Genomic DNA, 17,725 nt, shown 5'->3' with positions numbered 1-17,725 from the left:
ATAAAATGCAAACCTTTAATTTTAGCTTACTTGATAGTGCAGGTTTCAAAGAAGATTCTGTGCGAGAATTTATCATTTCTCCGCTTTTAAAGGCTTTGGGTTTTGTATTAAAAATCAAAAATGCAAACAAGCTAGAAATGGCTTTGTCTGTGCCACTTTCAAAGCCTACTATCACAGGAAGCAATGAGAAAATCACTTTTACTCGTTTTCCTGATTATGTTTTGTATTTGGATAAAAAGGCTCATTGTGTGCTAGATGCAAAAGCTCCAAGCGTAAAAGTAGATATGCAAAGCAAAGCCGAAAGACAAGCTTTTTACTATGCGATAAATGCTGAGCTCAAAGCTCCATATTATGCACTTTGTAATGGCAAAAATTTTAATCTTTTTGAGACAAATGGACAAAATTTGCTTTATGACTTTGTATGCGAGGAGCTTTTGAAAATGACTTTGACAATGACAAATTCAAGCTTTTAAAGCAAGTTTTAAGCACGGGCTTATCCTCTTTAAAGCAAGATTTACAAACACAAAGCGTAAGAGTAAAAAAGCCCGATAGTTGGTATTTAAGCAGGGAATTACCAAAGGCAATTTTAAAGCCTCAAAAGAGGAAAAAGCAAGGCATTTTGGCTGCACGGCATATTTTACGAGGCAAAGCTGGGATATAGTTACCCAAAATATCAAAAACTTCACCGATGAGGGCGATGTGGTGCTAGATAGCTTTGGAGGCAGTGGCGTTACTGCCATTGAAGCGATGATGAACAGACGATTTGGCATTCACACGGATTTAAACCCGCTTTCTATCTTTATGGTAAAAGCCCTTTCTGCAAAGGTGAATTTAGGAGAGCTTTATGAAGTGAGCGAGGAAATTTTAAGCGAATTTGAAAAATTGCGACCCAAAGATGAAAATGAGGCAAAGCAGATTCTAAAAAATGCGAAATATTATCCAAATGCAATAGATAAAGAATTTGGCGAGATTGCCACACAAAAAGAGCAAGATAAATTTTTATGGATACCTCAAAATGAAGTTTTGCCTAAGGGGAGTGATGTGGAATTTGTTTTGCAACTTTTTACAAAAAAACAAATAGCCGAACTTGCGATTTTAAGAAAGCTTATTTTTCAATACACTTTTAAGGATAGAAAGATTTTAAAAGAGCTTAGATATTCTTTAATGTTGGCATTTTATAATACTATAACAAGATGTAATCTTACCTTTCATTATGCAGATTCTGTAAAAAGTGCTGGGGATAGTGGTATATATAAATATTATCGTTACAGAATAGCTCCAAAACCAGCCTTTTTAGATATAGGAGAGCATTTTAGGGGAAAAATTCAAAGAGTGCTTAAGGGCAAAGAGGAATTAGAAAAAGAAAATGGAGGCAGATTCTATCAAAGCTATTTTGCACCCTTACAAAGAGTGATTAAGGATTTTAGCGGGGCATTAATCGCACAAAGAAGCGATGATTTAGAGCACGCAGATTCTATGTTAGACAAAACTAACGGCGAAAAAATCTTTCAAGCAGACGCTACAAATTTAAAAGAAATAGAATCTGAATCTATAGATTTTATCTACACCGACCCACCTTATGGAGCGAAGATTCCTTATTTAGACCTTAGCACAATGTGGAATGTATGGCTTGATTTACCTGTGGATAGGGATTTAAAAGAAAAAGAATGTATAGAAAAAGGCTCTTTAGAAAAAAACAGATATGATTATTATGATTTAATGAAGCAAAGCTTGAAAGAAATGTATCGTGTGCTAAAGTGGAATCGCTGGCTTGCCTTTGTTTTTCAACATCAAGACCCAAAGCTTTTTCAAATTTTAGTAGAAAGTGCTGAAAATGTCGGCTTTGAATATGTGGCTTGTATTAGCCAAGAAAACACAGGCATTGATAGTTTTAGAAAGGTGCAAAATCCTACGCGTGTACTAAAAGGACAGCTTATTATTTATTTTAAAAAGATTGACAATCCAAAAACAAGAACCAAACTAGAAGCAGGAGAGCAGAGCCTAGAGCAAATGTATAAAGATGTGGAAAAAATTATTGTAGATAATAATGGTGCAAGTTTAGAAGCAATCCACGCTCATTTAGTTAAAAATGCTATTGAGGGCGGATATTATGAGCTTATGGCTAAATTTGAAAATGTTGTTTTGCTTATCAATGAAAGATTTGATTATGACGAGCATACAAAGCTTTATCATATAAGAAGTGAAGCTAGTATTTTAAATTATACTATTCCTATTGAGGAAAGAGCAAGGTATTATATTTTGGGAGAGCTTATGAGAGCTAAAAAAGAAAATCGTTCTGTTAGTTTTGATAAATTTTAAGTATTTTACCCTTGCTTAAAAATGGAGTGCAAGCAAACGATAAAATGATAAAAGATATTTTAAATGATCTTGCGTATGAGGATAAAGACATGGGAACGTGGAGATTGAAAGAGAAAAAAGGCACACAGGGAAGTTTATTTTAGGCAGATTCTATATTTGCCACCTCATTAGCACTTAAAGTTTTAGGCTCATAATCTTTTTGAGTAGATTGGGAGTTTGCACATTATGGCTTTTAAGTGATTCTAATGCTTTATTTTTCTTATTCCATAGAATCTTCTCGATTTGATAATCGTGTGAAATCTTATATATCGTGCCTTTAGAATGTGATTTTTCAAAATCTAAAGCATTATATTTTTCAAGCTTGATAGTTGGCAAAGCCCCATCTTTATGGGCTACTTCATATTTTATTTAGCATTTTCTATCACTACTTTATCTTTGGGCTACTTTTTTGCTTATCGGCATTATTTTGTGTTATCTCATCATTTTGAGAATGTAGTTCTTTATATTCTGCTATTTTCTTTATTCTTTGGTGGTAAAAGTGTAAAAATACGCTCATCGTTATTTACTTATCTCCTTACATATTCTTTAAAATGCTGATTCTAGCATTTTGCTATGTGGATATATTTTAGAATATAGAAAATCTTTTGCTATAGAGGAGAAGCTAGATTATAATAATGTCAACAAGAAGAGGCTCTCACAAAGGAGAGCCTAGAGGGGGAGAGGGAATTAATGCACTTGGCTCCAAATGCGTCTTTTCCACAAGTATGCAAGCACGCTCATCACCGCAAAGAAAATCATCAAATACACGCCTAAATGCTCACGTTCAGCCTTTTTAGCATCGCCAATAGATTCTAAATATGCAATAACACGTTCTTGCACTTCTTGCGTCAAGCCCACACGCGGCATAGAAAGTCCCACAGGCATTACACCAAGCTCTTTAGCAAGATTGCTATAATCGTGCTCATCTTGCCAATCGCTCTTTTTATCATTGTTTGTTGGCAATGCGCCTTCTTTTTGAATGATCGCCTCTTGTATCGCCTTGTAAGATACCTTTTGAGGGTCATTAATGAAATATTCCAAATAATGCACACCCTTGCTGCGAATCACCATAGATAAATCTGGCGCAGTAGAGCCAAGATATACATTGAGGCTTTCAGGCGTAGTGTGAGAAGCCACTTTGTCATATTTTATCGTGTGGCAGCGAGAACAAGCATTGAGGAATACTGCCTTATCTGTGAGCTTTTCTTCAAGCGTAGCGATTTGCTTTTGCTTTTGTTCATTAGAGACATCAGCTTTTTCAATTGCCTCTTTTTTGGTAGCAAACTCTTCGGATTCTAACACTTGCTTTTTAAGCGCGATAGCACCTATTGACTTAAGATAAGCCACCATATCGGCTACTTCTTGATTCACATCTACATTGCCAAAGTATTGCACCATTGGGAAGTCGCCATTAGGGAACTTATGGGCAAGATGAAGTGTATTGACAGGATCAAGAATCAAGTTTGCCAAAAATTTTTCATTATAGATAGCGCCTGCCGTGGAAAGGTCAGGTGTAAAGACGGTGGCTTCTTTATTATCGCGGAAATACATTGCCATATTTCCACCTTCAATACCCACATCTTTAAGCGAGTGGCAAGAGGCACAATTAGTCTCTACAAGTGTCTTTCCACGCTCTGCATCGCCTTTGCTTACATCAATGTCTTGCAAATCTTTGAACTCAAAATCAGCCTTAGCTACTTCAGGGTGGAAAATAGAATGTGCCAATGGCTCTACACCCCAATACAGCACACCCACAATGACTACGATAATGGCTAAAATTTTTATCTCTTTCATTTTAGTGTGCTCCTTTCTTGTTTTCAATGATGGTTACAATTGGTAATGCCACAAACACAAGAAATAAGAATCCAATAGAAGCAACAAAACCAATAAAGTTATTTATCCCTTCAGGAGGAAGCTTACCAAAGATAGTAAGCACAACCATATCAATAATAAGCAGACAATACCACACAAAATAACCTGGGCGTTTATGTGCAGGAGCAACTCTAGGGCTTCTATCTAGCCAAGGCAAGAATAAAAATGCTACTTGTGCGATACCAAAAGCAATAAGCCCAAGGTCAGCACTGAAGAAAAATCCGCGTAATACCTCATAGCTCCACAAGAAATACCATTCAGGGTAAATATGAGCAGGGGTTTTGAGATTATTTGCGGGGTCAAAGTTAATAGGATCCATTGCAAAATCAAAGTGGAAGCACACTAAATAAAAGAATCCTATCATAAACAGACATACTACAAAAATATCTTTTGAAAGGAATACAGGCCAGAAAGGAATGACTTTAGATTCTTTCTTTTTGCCCTCTTCATATTTTTTTGCCTCTGCTTCATAATCAATATGCTCACCATCTTCATTATTTACGTGAGGCATTCTCAATGTATAAAAATGCAGTGCAATCACTCCAAGAATCACAATAGGCAAAAGGCATACGTGAAGCATAAAGAAACGTGTCAGTGTAGAATCTGCCACTACAAAGTTACCACGCACCCATTCCACCACATCAGGACCAATTACAGGAATACCGCCAAAAAGATTGGTAATCACAGCAGCCGCCCAATAGCTCATTTGCCCCCAAGGAAGCATATAGCCGCTAAAAGCCTCCGCAGAGAAAAGCACAAAAAGTATCATACCGCCAATCCATACCATCTCACGCCCTCTTTTAAACGAGCCATAATAAATAGCCACAAACATATGGATATAAATAATGAGGAATATCATACTTGCAGCCACTGCGTGGATATGTCGCCATAACCAGCCAAATGCCACCTCAGTCATAATTGTTTGATTCACACTATCAAAAGCTAGATTCACATCAGGCTTGTAATAGGATAAAAGAAAGAATCCAGACACCACAAGTAAAGCAAATAATGTGAGTAGCACTACACCCATCGCCCACAAGAAGTTGATGTTTTTGGGAATCCAATATTTAGTCATCATCACTTCTAAGAATTTTTTGATAGCAAGGCGTTGGTCTAGCCAATCCACCAAGCCTTCAGCTTTTTTCACTTCCATATTGTCTCCTTACGCCTTTTTTGTTTCAAAAAGGGCTTTGTATTCCTGCCCCTCTTCACCTAATACCATTTTTGTCCCATCAATCTTAAACGGCGGAATATCCATAGGACGAGGTGGTGGAGTCCCAGCCTCATTCACACCAGAAGCGTTAAATCGTCCCCCGTGGCACGCACAAGCAAATTCCTGCGTTCCTTGATTGAATCCGGGGATACAACCTAAATGGGTGCAAATTTGAATCCCTACTGTGTAAATCGCACCATTTACTTCAAAGTCTCTACCCTCTGTCTTTTGGCTACCTGCTACCTTTTTAAGAATATATACAGGCTTTCCTCTCCATTCCACCGTTTGAAGCACACCTTCTTGCAATGCGCTTAAATCAAATGTCGTGAATCCAGCCGATACAACACTAGGCAATGGGTCCCAAGAACGCTTCATAGCATACAGAGAAGCGAGTGCGCCCACAGCAGCAACGCCACCTAGAGCCATTCCTAAAAAATCGCGTCTTTTTGCGTCTTGCATCTTTTCTCCTTATCTTTTTGTTTTGTGTAGATTCTAAAAAAACTTGTTATCCTATGAAAAAAAGGCTTAAATATTGTTTATTTTTAACTATGTTATAATGTGCAACATCGAAATTTCAATCAAGTTTAAGGATACAAATGGACGCTTTTGTGCAAGAAGGCACACGATTTATACAAAAGCAATTTGAAAAACGTGGGTTCAAAAAAGCCATTTTGGGCTTAAGCGGTGGGGTGGATTCCGCGGTAGTGGCATTTTTAGCGGTTATAGCATTGGGGAGAGACAATGTCCGTGCATTGCTTATGCCCTCCCTTAGCTCGCATCATACACATTTTGATGATGCCCTCTCTTTGACACAATTTTTAGACATTGATAGTAAAATCATTCAGTTAAGCCCATTTCAAAAAAGCTTCGCACAAGAGGAGGGTATGGAGCTAGATAGATTGATGAGTAAGCTTGATAATCTGCAGAAAATGCGTATGGGGAATTTCTGCGCAAGAATGCGTATGGCATTCCTCTATGATGGTGCGAGTGCGGATAATGCCCTTGTCTTAGGTACAAGCAATAAGAGCGAGATTCTTTTAGGCTATGGGACGATTTTTGGGGATTTAGCCTGTGCGATTAATCCTATTGGCGGGCTTTATAAGACAGAAGTGTTTGCCCTCGCACAAATACTTGGAGTGCCTCAACATATCATTAGCAAAAAGCCTAGCGCGGATTTGCTTTTTAATCAAAGTGATGAAGCGGATTTAGGATACAGCTATGAATGTATTGATACCTTTTTACGCGCTCTTAGCGATATGGGCGGCATAGACACAGATATAGAATCTCGCGAGGAGATAAAAAATATTTTGTGCAAAAAGGGCTTTGAAGCTAATATGGTAGAATCCTTATGTGCGCGTGTGTGGAACAATGCCTTTAAGCGCACAATGCCTACGATATTTCATTATAGAGAATGCAATGCGGTGGATTGATAGTTATTTTTATAACCCAAATATATGGCAAAAGTGCTTAAGTATCACGCTTTTACCTGTTTCATTGCTGTATGGGATATGTGCTTTGATAAGACGTAAATGTGGAAAATTCTATGATTTTTCCCTGCCGATTGTGAGCTTGGGGAATCTCATCGTAGGGGGCAGCGGCAAAACGCCTTTTATTATCGAAACAGCAAGGCATTTTGAAAAAGTAGCAATTGTCTCAAGGGGCTATAAACGTGCTTCAAAAGGACTTGTAGTCGTGAGTGAATGGGGGGAGATTCGCGTCTCACAATTAGAATCTGGCGATGAACCATATCTCCTTGCAAGGGAGCTAAAAAACGCGAGTGTTATCGTATGCAAAGATAGAAAAAAAGCCATAGAAAAAGCCAAGCAAATGGGCGCAAAAGTCGTGTTTTTAGATGATGGATTCCGCCTTGCTTTTAAAAAGCTTAATATCGTGCTTATACCGCTTTTGAAGCCTTATTTTTCCCTCTGTCTGCCAAGCGGTATGTATCGCGAGATTCCAAGTGCCTATAAAGCGGCAGATATTCTTGTGCGCGAGGGGATAGACTATACGCGGGAGGTGGATATAGAATCTCCGAGCCAGAGAATGCTGCTTTTAACCGCTATTGCCAATCCCGCGCGACTTGATGAATTTTTGCCCGATGTGGTGGGTAAGATTACATTAAGCGACCACGCGCGATTTGACAAGGTATTTTTAGAACAAGCCATCAGTCAATACAATGCCACAAGTTTGCTTGTAACGAGCAAAGATGAGGTAAAATTGCTTGATTATGGGCTGCCTCTAAGCGTGATGAGGCTAAAACTCACAATAAAGCCTGATATTTTAGAACGTATAAGGACATATATAGAATGTTTTGATAGCCCTGTGGATTTGCAGGATTCTAAACCCAATCAAAAGGAGAGAGTATGAGATTACAAAATGGAGATAAAGCACCGTTTTTTAGATTGCCAAGTGCCGATGGAATAGAGATTGCCTTGCAAGATTTATTAAGCAAGAAGGTTGTTGTATATTTTTATCCTAAGGACAATACGCCCGGCTGCACTATTGAAGCAGAGGAGTTTAGCGCATTACTTGAAGAGTTTAGTGCGAAAAATGCCATAATCGTAGGCATTAGCCCTGATAGTCCTAAATGCCATAAAAATTTTATTGATAAAAAATCGCTCAAAGTGCTTTTGTTAAGCGATAGTGATAAAAGCGTGGCAAGCTCTTATGGTGCGTATGGCACAAAAATGATGTATGGCAAGGAAGTGCAGGGCATTATCCGCAGCACTTTTATCATCAATCAAAATGGCTTGATAGAACAAAGCTTTTATAATGTCCGCGCCAAAGGACACGCTCAAAAGGTATTAGAGAGTTTATAGGTAAATAGGCAATGGCATTTGCAAATGCACTTCTTAGATGCTTTTTTGTCTCATTTTTATAGGGGAAAGCATTGAGATTACTTAATGCCTTGTATTAGGAGAAAAAATAGAGAATCTAAACCTTAAAATTCACTTTGCATAATGTGGAGATGTGGAGTGAGAGGGTAATCTAGCAAACTGCTCTGTGTGAATGCGGCGAATACATTGCAGTAGCACAATATGTGGAGTATGTAAGTGGTTTTGCCTACAGCAGTGCAAGGGTCTAAACAGCATTTACAATATGCTAGAATCTGCATTTTGCAACTTTGACAAGGATAATAATGTATCAATTACGATTAGCCCTCTTGATGATATTTTGCGGGATTATGCAGGCAAAGGAGGTAAGCTTTAAGGTATATGATGAATCTTTTAATACCCTTATTGATACTACTAAGCAGCCTGTTGTGCTTTATGATAAGGGCATTTGGCTGGAGGGTCCCCAAGTGCTACCTAATGGCAATGTGATTGTAAGCGATGTCAAGGCAAATAAAGTCTTAGAAGTAAGGATAAATCAAGATGATGTTACTCGCTCTAAGATTCACACTTGGCTTATGCCATCGCATTTTCAAAATGGACATACCCTTGATAGAGAGGGTAGAATCATCGCTGCTTCACACGGGAAGCGGGCTATTGAGAGATTAAACACGCAGGGTAAGGCAGAGTGGGAAGTGCTTATAGATTCCTATCAAAATAAGAAATTCAATAGCCCTAATGATGTGATTGTCGATAGTGATGGCGATATTTGGTTTAGCGATCCTAAGTTTGGCTTACTCAATCCACTTGAGGGCTATAGAGGAGAAGCAGAGCAGGAGGGGGAATTTATCTATCGCTATTCATCGCATACAAAAACTATTGTGCGCCTTCGCACCCCGCTTCTTAGAACGCCCAATGGCTTAGCCTTAAGCCCTGATGAGAAGATTCTCTATATTGCTGATAGTGAGCTAGCATATAATGTGAATGATAAGGGTTTGAAGCACCAAATACTTGCATATAACATTGATAAGGATAAGACATTGCGTAAGGGCAGGGTATTTGTGGTTATAGAATCTGGATTTCCTGATGGTATTAAGGTAGATAAGCAGGGCAATGTATGGTCAAGCAGCCAGAGTGGCATACAGGTTTTTAGCCCAAAGGGGAAGGTGATAGGAGAGATTATCTTACCTCAAGTGGTGGGTAACTTTGCCTTTAGCCTTAATGATGAGGCATTAGCAACCTTGCAAAAATAAGGCCTGCGTGCTACAAAAGACAAGCAAATGCGACTTTATGTAGCTTCTCTCTCAAAAATTTATGTATTTAGTCTCAAAGTGCAATCGGGGGTTAAGAGATAGGGGAAGCATATAGGGGTTGTTTTGTTTCTCCTTATTGGTGCTTGTGAGAGGAGAGCAGAGATAGCTATTTGTCAAGTATTAATACCGATACCCCACTTCTAGCCAAAATTGCCTGCCAACTTCATAGACAGGGATAGCCGTGCTAGTAGCATAGACTAGGGTATTAGAGCCGCTGGTAGTCGTCATATTTTGTGTATTCAATACGTTGTATATATCAAGATTCATAAATAATGTATTGCCCTTATAGACATTGACATCGAAACCTATCCGCATATCCCAAGTAAAAGCACCTTGAAAGCGCATTTTGCCATATTGCTGGAGGTTGCTATAATTAGGATTATACCCCGCACTCGTGCGAGTAAGTAGCACCATTCGCTCATATCCCGCTCTATATCTAAAAAAGTTATTCCATAGCCATTTAGTTTTCCAAATATTAAAGCTATGTGTGGTATTCAGTCGCAAGGTGTAAGGACGTGTGTAGTTATCCGTAGGTCTATTGCGATATTTGATAATCTCTCCATTATAAACAATATCATTATCATCAAAATATGCTTCATCTGCAGAAAAAAGATTATAAGTGCGTTTGGTGTTCGTGTAGTCAAATGCCAATAAATAGTGATGTTTCACCCCAAAAGTCTCTAGTGGTGTGATATTATTAAGTGTGAAGGTGATGATATCGCTTTGAGAGCTGCCATCATTGGTATAGAAATTATACGTATTGCTATATCCCGCAATAGCAGGGGCATTACCACTTGAAGTGCTTCTACTTCGTCTCATTATCTCATCTTTGCCCTCTCTATGAATGTATTTCAATGTCGCATTAAAAGCCCATAGATTTTGTGTAATCCCTATCATTAGCTCATCATCATAAGGCACATTGAGTTGGCTAAATTTTGTGCTAGAAGTGCGGTTATTATTTGGAGCAAAAACCCAATCATCTGTGCTAGAAGTGCGATTATACGTTCCTGCAGTTGTAGAGAGTGCGTCATAAAGTCGATAAGAAAATAAATTGCGTCCATAGTAGCGATTTGCTCCAAAGATAAAGGTGCTTTTATATGCTCTATTGGCTGGTGTAGTGTAATTCATTGAGAATCGAGGGGCTAGAGTATGCTTATCCATATAGTTATCGCCATCTAGCCTAAGCCCAAATCGTGTATTTATCTCTCCATATTGTTGCAAATAAAGCTTTATATCATCTTCTGCAAAAATTCCATAAGAAAAGGTATTGAGTTCCAATGTCCCCTTAGGCAGATAAAGATTCACAGCATTGAAATATTGTCCGCTCCAAGAAGATTGAGCGGTGGTTATAGGAGAAGCATTGCTACAAGCATAAAGCCCCAAATTATCAGCTCCAACAGGACAATTCATATTATTTGTATTTACAGGGTTACTAAATCCATAATAGTCGGTCAATCGATTGTTTGCAAGGCTTTGATAGCTTAGCTCCCCACCTATGCGAAAAGTATGTGAAGTTTTCCATATATCTAAAGGCTCAAAAGCCATATCGCTTTTGTAGGTTAATGTATTTTGTAGTTGGTCATTATCACCATAACCGCCTTCTCCTGCCCTCCCTGCAGAATTTATCGCCCAATTTTTTTCGCTACTTGCATACCAACTAAAAAAATAACTCGCATCGCTTCGCCTTGAGTTTTGCAAACGTGAATAACCTAAGTTATTTGTCCATAGTCCTAAACTCGTATCCCATAGAGCCTTTAGCCCTGCTTGCCAACCACCGCTTTGCATAGTGTAGTAGCTATTTTTAGCAACATTATTGTAATAAGTATTAAATTGCGGTATATAGCCGATATTTGCTTCTAGAGTAAAAGATTCTGTGGGATTATAATGGGCTTTGAGGTAGTAATTATCACTTATTCTTTTTTGCTCTCTTTGAGTATTAGCTTCTGCTGATGTTATGGTTGTATTAGCAGTGGCTATGGTGGAATAGGCATTGAGTGGAATATAGCTTCTTGTCGTGGAAAATGCTCCGATTAAACCTAAATTTTTTGTTATATAGCCCTCCACACTTGCTTTGATGAGGTGCTTTGTGAAATGAGGCTGATAGTTTTCATCACTTGAAGTGGCAAAGGCAGATTCTGCATTTTCGTGGATAAAGTATCGTGTGAATTTATCACTCGTGTATTGATAGCTAATGTTTCCGTGAAAGCCATCATTGCGAGGTTTGCGGATATTTGCCTCTACCACCCCACCGGTAAACCGCCCATAGGCTGCAGAGATATTAGAATCTTGCACAGAGACAGATTCTAAAAGTGAAGTATCGATATTGAAACCTTGACTCCTGCCGCTCTTTAAAGCAGCGGGACCATTTGTTGTGCCACCTGCTGGGTCTAGATCATTATTCATATTAAATCCATCAAGCTGGAAGTTATTTTGATAGAAAAGCCCTCCGCTTATGCTAATATTTGCAGGGTCGATTTCTCCGGGTGTGGTGCTTTTTAGCTGTGCGTTATCATATTGGACATTGGGAAGGATTCTAAGTATGCTTGTGATGTCTCCATTACCGCTAGGATTAGTCTCTAACATTTCTTGATTAATAGTCTCTCCACTTTGGTAGGTTTCTAAATCAGTGGGAGCAGTTACGACAGAAGTAGAGAGTTTGACTTGTCTTTGCGTATTTTTATCGCTTTTATCTTCTATATTTCTGGGGGGAGGGGGGACTTGCGCTAATTGCGAATCCTCATCGGCATAGATTACCACTTGAGACACAAGCATAAGTAGGGATAAGTTGATAGGATTTATTTTCATTCTTTTTACCCTAAAATTAAATTTTATGAATTCTAAAGATTTAATACTTAAATAAAAATTAAAAATAATTCTTATTTTATTATAATTGACGAGAGTTTTACTTTTTATTATCTTTTTTGCTATAAGCTATCATTTCTATACTAAAAAAAGGAGACTTACAATGCAAAAAGTTGGTTTATTTTACGGAAGTGATGGTGGCACGACACAAGAAGTAGCACAGAGAATCGCCGATAAATTGGGTGATTGTGAAGTATTTGATGTGGCTAAGGCTAAAGCTGATGATATAAAAGGCTTTAGCAATCTTATTTTGGCTACACCTACTTATGGTTCAGGTGATTTGCAAGATGATTGGGATAGTTTTCTTTCAGGCTTAGATGAGGGGGTATTCGCGGGGAAAACTATCGCGCTTGTGGGCGTTGGCGACCAAGAAGTATATAGTGATACATTCTGCAATGGTATCGCTGCGATTTATCAAAAAGTATCAAAGCAAGGCAAAATCATTGGGCAAACAAGCACAGATGGCTATACTTATGATGATAGCGAAGCGGTGGTAAATGGCAAGTTCGTGGGGCTTATCATCGATGAGGTGAATCAAGAGGATTTAAGCAATGATAGAATCCAAAATTGGGTAAATACTATCAAAGGTGCTTTTGCTTAAGATTTGCTTATAACTGCGCTTTACACTTCGTGCTCTATAGTTTTCTTGGGCAGTGCAAATACCTTTTCGCATTTATGTAGCCATAAGGCAGATTCTGTAAGGACAAAATGTATTAGTTTATGGCTAAGACGTTACCTTAGAAATTTATTAGGTGAGTTTTAAAGGTTAGATTCTTATGGCTACATTATCGTGATAGAATTTTGTATATTAATTTTCTTTATCCCCACCCCCATTTTTTGTTACTCTGAGCGTTTTGTATGGCAAATATCTTATATAGTCTTATTGCTTCTAAGCCTATGCCAGAAAGCCAAGTGCCAGAGCAGATTATAAATTATGAAATAAACGACATAAACGGATAGCTATCTCCTAGAAGTTATGAATCGACAATGTAGATTTTCATTTTTGTTATTCTCAAAAAGTGAGGGCGTTTATCCAATACTTATTTAAGCTTTAAGTGGAGGATATTTAAATTGTCTTGAAGTTGCTTTGATATGGTAGAATCTCTCACCCAAATATCAAAGGATAAAAATGAAATTTGTCATTTATGGCTTTATGTTGTGTGTGTGTGTTGCTAGCATATATGCTGAAATAGTCGCTGGTGTGGCTTTACGGGTGAATGGACACGCAATTACATTATATGAGATTCAATCTTTGCAGGCACAACGTAAAATCTCTAGGCAGGCAGCTATTGACTTTCTAATTAATGAGCGATTAAAAGATGATGAAATCGAACGTTTTAAAATCAATGTAGATGATTTTAAAATTGATGAGGAAATTGCGCTAATTGCTGCAAATGCTAATCTTAGCAAAGAACGGCTTTTAAGCAAAGTAACCCGTGAGGGAATGAGCTTACAGGAATATAGGGCAGAGGTCAAAAAGCAGTTGCAAACCAAAGAACTTATGCAACGAATCCTCGCTTCTAATATCAGTATTTCAAGTGAAGAAGAGTTGCTCAAATACTATACTCATCATAAAAGTGAATTTATGGTTCCATCACAAGTAAGTGTGGTGCGTTATCTTGCACAAAATGAAGCTGATTTGGAAAAGGCGATGAGTGCGCCCAAGCAAAGTGTGCAAGGGGTGCAGAAGTTTAATGAAACTATCGCACTCTCTTCTCTCACTCCGCAAATTGCGCAAATCTTCATACATACCCCTAATAATGAATTTACCCCCGTGCTCACCACAGGAGGTAATGGCTATGTAAGTTTTTTGATAAAAGAGAGGCTAGGTGAGAAAATACTTAATTTTGAAGAAGCCAAAGGACTTGTAAGTCAAAAAATTATGGCACAAAAAGAGCAAAGTATCATAAAAGAACATTTTAATAAGATTCGCTCAAGTGCTAATATCATTACTCTAAGAGAATAGCGATGTTTTCTTATACTGACCCACTTGTTGGTATTGTTATACTTGTTAGTATTGTTGCAATAGCAATTCTGCTTGATTACTACCGCAATCGTTACAAAGAAAGACAAAAAGAAACTTCCCTTAAAAATCTTGCAAAATCCTATGAGTTTATAGGGCTTAGAGAGGGTGTAGAGGAGTTTCTTAGGCTTTCTCAAAATCCTATCCCCACCTTGCAATTTATCGCCAATGCCTATATCCAAAGTGGCGATACGCAAGAAGCTATTAAGATTTATCTAAGTATTTTGGAAAATTTAGAGCATTCTAAAGAGGGCGCTAAGTCAAAGGTTGAAATATTACAGAATCTTGGGAGTGCCTATTATGCCGCTGGATTCTTGCAAAGGGCAAAAAATATTTTTTTGGAGATTCTTAAAAATTATCCTAAAAATCCACAAGTGCTGATTTATCTGCTAAAAACCTATGAGCGTTTGAATGAGTATGAAAATGCCATTGACGCACTTGAGTGTATTGAGGAGATTTATGAAAATGATCCTTCAAGCAGAAATGAGCGGTTTTTTTATGCTATTGGGCTAAATAAGTTATATCTCCACACATTATTATTAATTAATAGCCATAATATACCTCTTGCAAGCAAGATAAGCAAATTATCTAAGATGAAAGATAAAGAACCAAAGCTTGAGAGGATTATTCTTGCATTTTTCAAAGATACCAACCACTCGCTTTTTTGGGAAGAAGTGCTAAAAAGCCACAATATAGCAAAATTGCTTGATATTTTATGGCAGTTTGAGAGGGTAGATGTGCCACTAGAATCTATCACACACAAGGAGATTGCTGATGTGTATCGTGCAAAAGGCTGGATAGTGGATAATCAAAGTTGCAGTATGTTTGAGCTAGAAAATATGAGAATCTTAAAGCAGTATTCCGCTTTGGCAGTGGATTTAGACTTTGAATATCGCTGCCATAGCTGTAAACATATCTTTCCTTTTGAAAATGCGCGATGTTCGCATTGTGGAGAATTGCTTAATAGTGATGTTCTGTGTAAAATACGAAAGATTGATAATGAAGCAAGTTACCCTATATTGTGATGGAAGCGCACTTGGGAATCCCGGCGCAGGCGGCTGGTGCGGAATTCTTTCTTTTGGGGATAAACAGAAGATTCTTACCGGCGGAGAACCTCATACGACGAATAATCGTATGGAGCTTTTAGCTGTTATAGAATCTCTTAAAGCACTCAAAGAGCCGTGCATCGTGCATTTATATAGCGATTCCCGCTATGTGTGTAATGGCATTAATGAGTGGCTCACAAAATGGGTGGCAAAGCAGTTCAAAGATGTAAAGAATCCTGATTTATGGCAAAGTTATATACAAGCTGCTATGCCCCATCAAGTCATCGCGCATTGGGTGAAAGCCCACGCGGGTGTGCCACAAAATGAGCTTTGCGATAAACTCGCTAAACAATCTGCTCAAGCATTTCTTAATAAAGGAGATATATGACCAATATAAGATTACCTAAAGATTCGTATTTGCTTGAAAATACAATTGGCTATCATTTTAAAAACAAAAGACTTTTACTTGAAGCCCTCACACATAAAAGTTGCAAAAAGCCCTATAATAATGAGCGGCTAGAATTTCTAGGTGATGCGGTGCTGGACTTGCTTGTGGGAGAATATCTATTTAAAAAATTGCCTCGTGCTAGAGAGGGAGAGCTAAGCAAGCTTCGTGCTTGTATTGTAAATGAAACGGGTTTTATGAGGCTTGCTAAATCTATTAATCTAGGTGATTTTATTTATATTTCACAAGCTGAAGAGAATAATAATGGACGAGAGAGAGATTCTATTCTCTCAAATGCGTTTGAAGCTCTTATGGGAGCTATTTATTTAGAATCTCATCTTCGATATCTTAGTAAAATTGTTTATCATCTCCTTGAATCAAACTATGCAAAAATTGATTTGCCCTCACTCTTTACAGATTATAAAACTGCCCTGCAAGAGATTACCCAAGCATTATTTCACGAAGTGCCCACTTATACGCTTATTGGTCAAAATGGTCCTGATCATAGAAAAGTCTTTGAGATTGCACTTCATATCCGTGGCATAGAATATGCACGTGAAATAGGGCATTCAAAAAAAGAAGCCCAACAAAAATGCGCACAAATTGCTTATGAAAAGATTTTACAAGAAACTCATATTAAGGAGCCTAAATGAATACCTTTGGAGTGGCATTTCGTGTAAGTACTTTTGGGGAATCTCACGGCGAGGGCATAGGCTGCGTGATTGATGGTGTGCCTGCGGGATTATACATTGATGAAGCATTTTTAGAATCTGCTATGTGTGAGCGTGCACCCGGACGCAATGCGTATAGCACACAACGTAAAGAGCCAGACAAAGTGCAGATTCTAAGCGGAGTGTTTGATGGGGTAAGCACAGGTGCACCCATAGGACTATGGATAGCCAATACTTCTAGTAAGAGCAGTGATTATGCAAATATTAAAGACATTTTCCGCCCCGGACACGCTGATTATACATATTTTAAAAAATATGGCATTAGGGATTATCGCGGTGGAGGGCGTAGCTCCGCACGTGAGAGTGCAGCGAGGGTAGCCGCAGGAGCTATCGCGCAAATGCTCCTTAAAGAATGCAATATTAAGGTAGAGAGTGGAATCTATGCTATTGGCGATATTAGTGCGACACAATATGATTTTAGCTATGCAAAGCAAAGTGATATTTTTGCATTGGATAAAACGTGTGAAACAGCACAAAAGGCATTGATTGAAAAGGCTAAAAAGATGCACAATAGCATTGGTGGAGTGGCATTTATCCGTGCAGAGGGCATTCTTGCGGGATTAGGTGAGCCGCTTTATCATCGCTTAGATGGGGCGCTAGGGGCAGCATTAATGGGGCTTAATGCTATCAAAGCGGTAGAAATTGGCGATGGGGTGCGTTCAAGTATGCAATATGGCAATGAGCATAATGATGAGATGAGCAAAGAGGGCTTTATGAGTAATCACAGCGGGGGCATTTTAGGCGGTATTAGCAATGGCAATACACTTTTGCTAAAGGCCTATTTTAAGCCCACGCCGAGCATTTTTATCCCACAACAAACGCTCGATACACAAGGTGAGGAGCAAATATGCCATATCAAAGGACGGCACGATCCTTGCGTGGCAGTGCGTGGCAGTGTAGTGGCTAAGGCGATGGTAGCGCTCGTATTAGCTGATATGCTACTTTTGCATACCACTTCGCAATTATCCTTTATCAAAAAGGTTTATGAATGTTTATAGTTGTTTAAAGCAAGAAGATTCTATAATTTTAGG

18 protein-coding genes are annotated in these 17,725 nt (G+C 38.4%); 12 read left to right on the top strand and 6 right to left on the bottom strand.

Annotated features, from left to right (window positions below; translation table 11 throughout):
* The first annotated feature begins 5 nt into the window (after window positions 1-5).
* Together QZ289_RS02610 and QZ289_RS02605 are read left to right on the top strand one after the other, a co-directional pair.
* Entirely contained in the window at window positions 6-473 is a 468-nt protein-coding gene (locus QZ289_RS02610; protein ID WP_295698873.1) for a type I restriction enzyme HsdR N-terminal domain-containing protein, read from the top strand.
* Between the two features lie 79 nt (window positions 474-552).
* The gene (locus QZ289_RS02605) at window positions 553-2,319 is read left to right on the top strand and encodes a DNA methyltransferase (protein WP_295698871.1); all 1,767 of its coding nucleotides are present in this window, start codon (window positions 553-555) and stop codon (window positions 2,317-2,319) included.
* Window positions 2,320-2,493: 174 nt separating this feature from the next.
* On the opposite strand, the gene QZ289_RS02600 is transcribed toward QZ289_RS02605, so the two are convergent.
* The 5 genes from QZ289_RS02600 to petA form a co-directional block, all read right to left on the bottom strand.
* Window positions 2,494-2,694 (bottom strand): hypothetical protein, encoded by a 201-nt coding sequence (locus tag QZ289_RS02600; protein WP_295698869.1) that lies wholly within the window; start codon window positions 2,692-2,694, stop codon window positions 2,494-2,496.
* A 49-nt stretch (window positions 2,695-2,743) separates the two neighbouring features.
* Window positions 2,744-2,875, bottom strand: coding sequence for a hypothetical protein (locus tag QZ289_RS02595; RefSeq protein ID WP_295698867.1), 132 nt, complete (start codon window positions 2,873-2,875; stop codon window positions 2,744-2,746).
* 170 nt (window positions 2,876-3,045) lie between these two features.
* Window positions 3,046-4,152, bottom strand: a complete 1,107-nt coding sequence (locus tag QZ289_RS02590) for a c-type cytochrome (protein WP_295698865.1) — start codon at window positions 4,150-4,152, stop codon at window positions 3,046-3,048.
* A gap of 1 nt (window position 4,153) precedes the next feature.
* Complete coding sequence (locus tag QZ289_RS02585; RefSeq protein ID WP_295698863.1) at window positions 4,154-5,383, bottom strand: cytochrome bc complex cytochrome b subunit; 1,230 nt, start codon at window positions 5,381-5,383, stop codon at window positions 4,154-4,156.
* Window positions 5,384-5,392: 9 nt separating this feature from the next.
* Window positions 5,393-5,902 (bottom strand): ubiquinol-cytochrome c reductase iron-sulfur subunit, encoded by a 510-nt coding sequence (gene petA, locus QZ289_RS02580; protein ID WP_295698861.1) that lies wholly within the window; start codon window positions 5,900-5,902, stop codon window positions 5,393-5,395.
* Between the two features lie 137 nt (window positions 5,903-6,039).
* Here petA and QZ289_RS02575 point away from each other — a divergent pair, with 137 nt between their 5' ends.
* The 4 genes from QZ289_RS02575 (at window position 6,040) to QZ289_RS02560 (ending at window position 9,527) form a co-directional block, all read left to right on the top strand.
* On the top strand, window positions 6,040-6,873 hold the full coding sequence (locus QZ289_RS02575) for an NAD+ synthase (RefSeq protein ID WP_295698859.1): 834 nt from the start codon (window positions 6,040-6,042) through the stop codon (window positions 6,871-6,873).
* Window positions 6,860-7,810: a tetraacyldisaccharide 4'-kinase gene (locus tag QZ289_RS02570; protein ID WP_295698857.1), complete on the top strand. Its 951-nt coding sequence runs from the start codon at window positions 6,860-6,862 to the stop codon at window positions 7,808-7,810. The genes QZ289_RS02575 and QZ289_RS02570 overlap by 14 nt, the downstream gene beginning before the upstream one ends.
* Window positions 7,807-8,262: a thioredoxin-dependent thiol peroxidase gene (bcp, locus tag QZ289_RS02565; protein WP_295698854.1), complete on the top strand. Its 456-nt coding sequence runs from the start codon at window positions 7,807-7,809 to the stop codon at window positions 8,260-8,262. Before QZ289_RS02570 ends, bcp begins: the two co-directional genes overlap by 4 nt.
* 320 nt (window positions 8,263-8,582) lie before the next feature.
* The gene (locus QZ289_RS02560; protein WP_295698852.1) at window positions 8,583-9,527 is read left to right on the top strand and encodes an SMP-30/gluconolactonase/LRE family protein; all 945 of its coding nucleotides are present in this window, start codon (window positions 8,583-8,585) and stop codon (window positions 9,525-9,527) included.
* A gap of 180 nt (window positions 9,528-9,707) precedes the next feature.
* Here the strand turns inward: QZ289_RS02560 and QZ289_RS02555 are convergent, their stop codons facing one another.
* Window positions 9,708-12,392: a Plug domain-containing protein gene (locus tag QZ289_RS02555; RefSeq protein ID WP_295698851.1), complete on the bottom strand. Its 2,685-nt coding sequence runs from the start codon at window positions 12,390-12,392 to the stop codon at window positions 9,708-9,710.
* 160 nt (window positions 12,393-12,552) lie between these two features.
* Here QZ289_RS02555 and QZ289_RS02550 point away from each other — a divergent pair, with 160 nt between their 5' ends.
* The 6 genes from QZ289_RS02550 (at window position 12,553) to aroC (ending at window position 17,692) form a co-directional block, all read left to right on the top strand.
* Window positions 12,553-13,050 (top strand): flavodoxin, encoded by a 498-nt coding sequence (locus tag QZ289_RS02550; protein WP_295698849.1) that lies wholly within the window; start codon window positions 12,553-12,555, stop codon window positions 13,048-13,050.
* 528 nt (window positions 13,051-13,578) lie between these two features.
* A complete protein-coding gene (locus QZ289_RS02545) occupies window positions 13,579-14,415 on the top strand; it encodes a peptidyl-prolyl cis-trans isomerase (RefSeq protein WP_295698847.1) in 837 nt (278 codons plus the stop codon).
* 2 nt (window positions 14,416-14,417) lie between these two features.
* The gene (locus QZ289_RS02540; RefSeq protein WP_295698846.1) at window positions 14,418-15,497 is read left to right on the top strand and encodes a tetratricopeptide repeat protein; all 1,080 of its coding nucleotides are present in this window, start codon (window positions 14,418-14,420) and stop codon (window positions 15,495-15,497) included.
* Window positions 15,472-15,906 carry a ribonuclease HI gene (gene rnhA / locus QZ289_RS02535; RefSeq protein WP_295698844.1) on the top strand — a complete coding sequence of 145 codons (435 nt, stop codon included), beginning with the start codon at window positions 15,472-15,474 and terminating at the stop codon, window positions 15,904-15,906. Before QZ289_RS02540 ends, rnhA begins: the two co-directional genes overlap by 26 nt.
* A complete protein-coding gene (rnc, locus tag QZ289_RS02530; RefSeq protein ID WP_295698842.1) occupies window positions 15,903-16,616 on the top strand; it encodes a ribonuclease III in 714 nt (237 codons plus the stop codon). Before rnhA ends, rnc begins: the two co-directional genes overlap by 4 nt.
* Entirely contained in the window at window positions 16,613-17,692 is a 1,080-nt protein-coding gene (gene aroC, locus QZ289_RS02525; protein WP_295698841.1) for a chorismate synthase, read from the top strand. The genes rnc and aroC overlap by 4 nt, the downstream gene beginning before the upstream one ends.
* The last annotated feature ends 33 nt before the right edge of the window (window positions 17,693-17,725 follow it).

Source organism: uncultured Helicobacter sp. (assembly GCF_910577135.1).
In the GTDB taxonomy this organism is placed as follows: domain Bacteria; phylum Campylobacterota; class Campylobacteria; order Campylobacterales; family Helicobacteraceae; genus Helicobacter_C; species Helicobacter_C mastomyrinus.
This window is presented reverse-complemented; position numbering and strand designations above follow the sequence as displayed.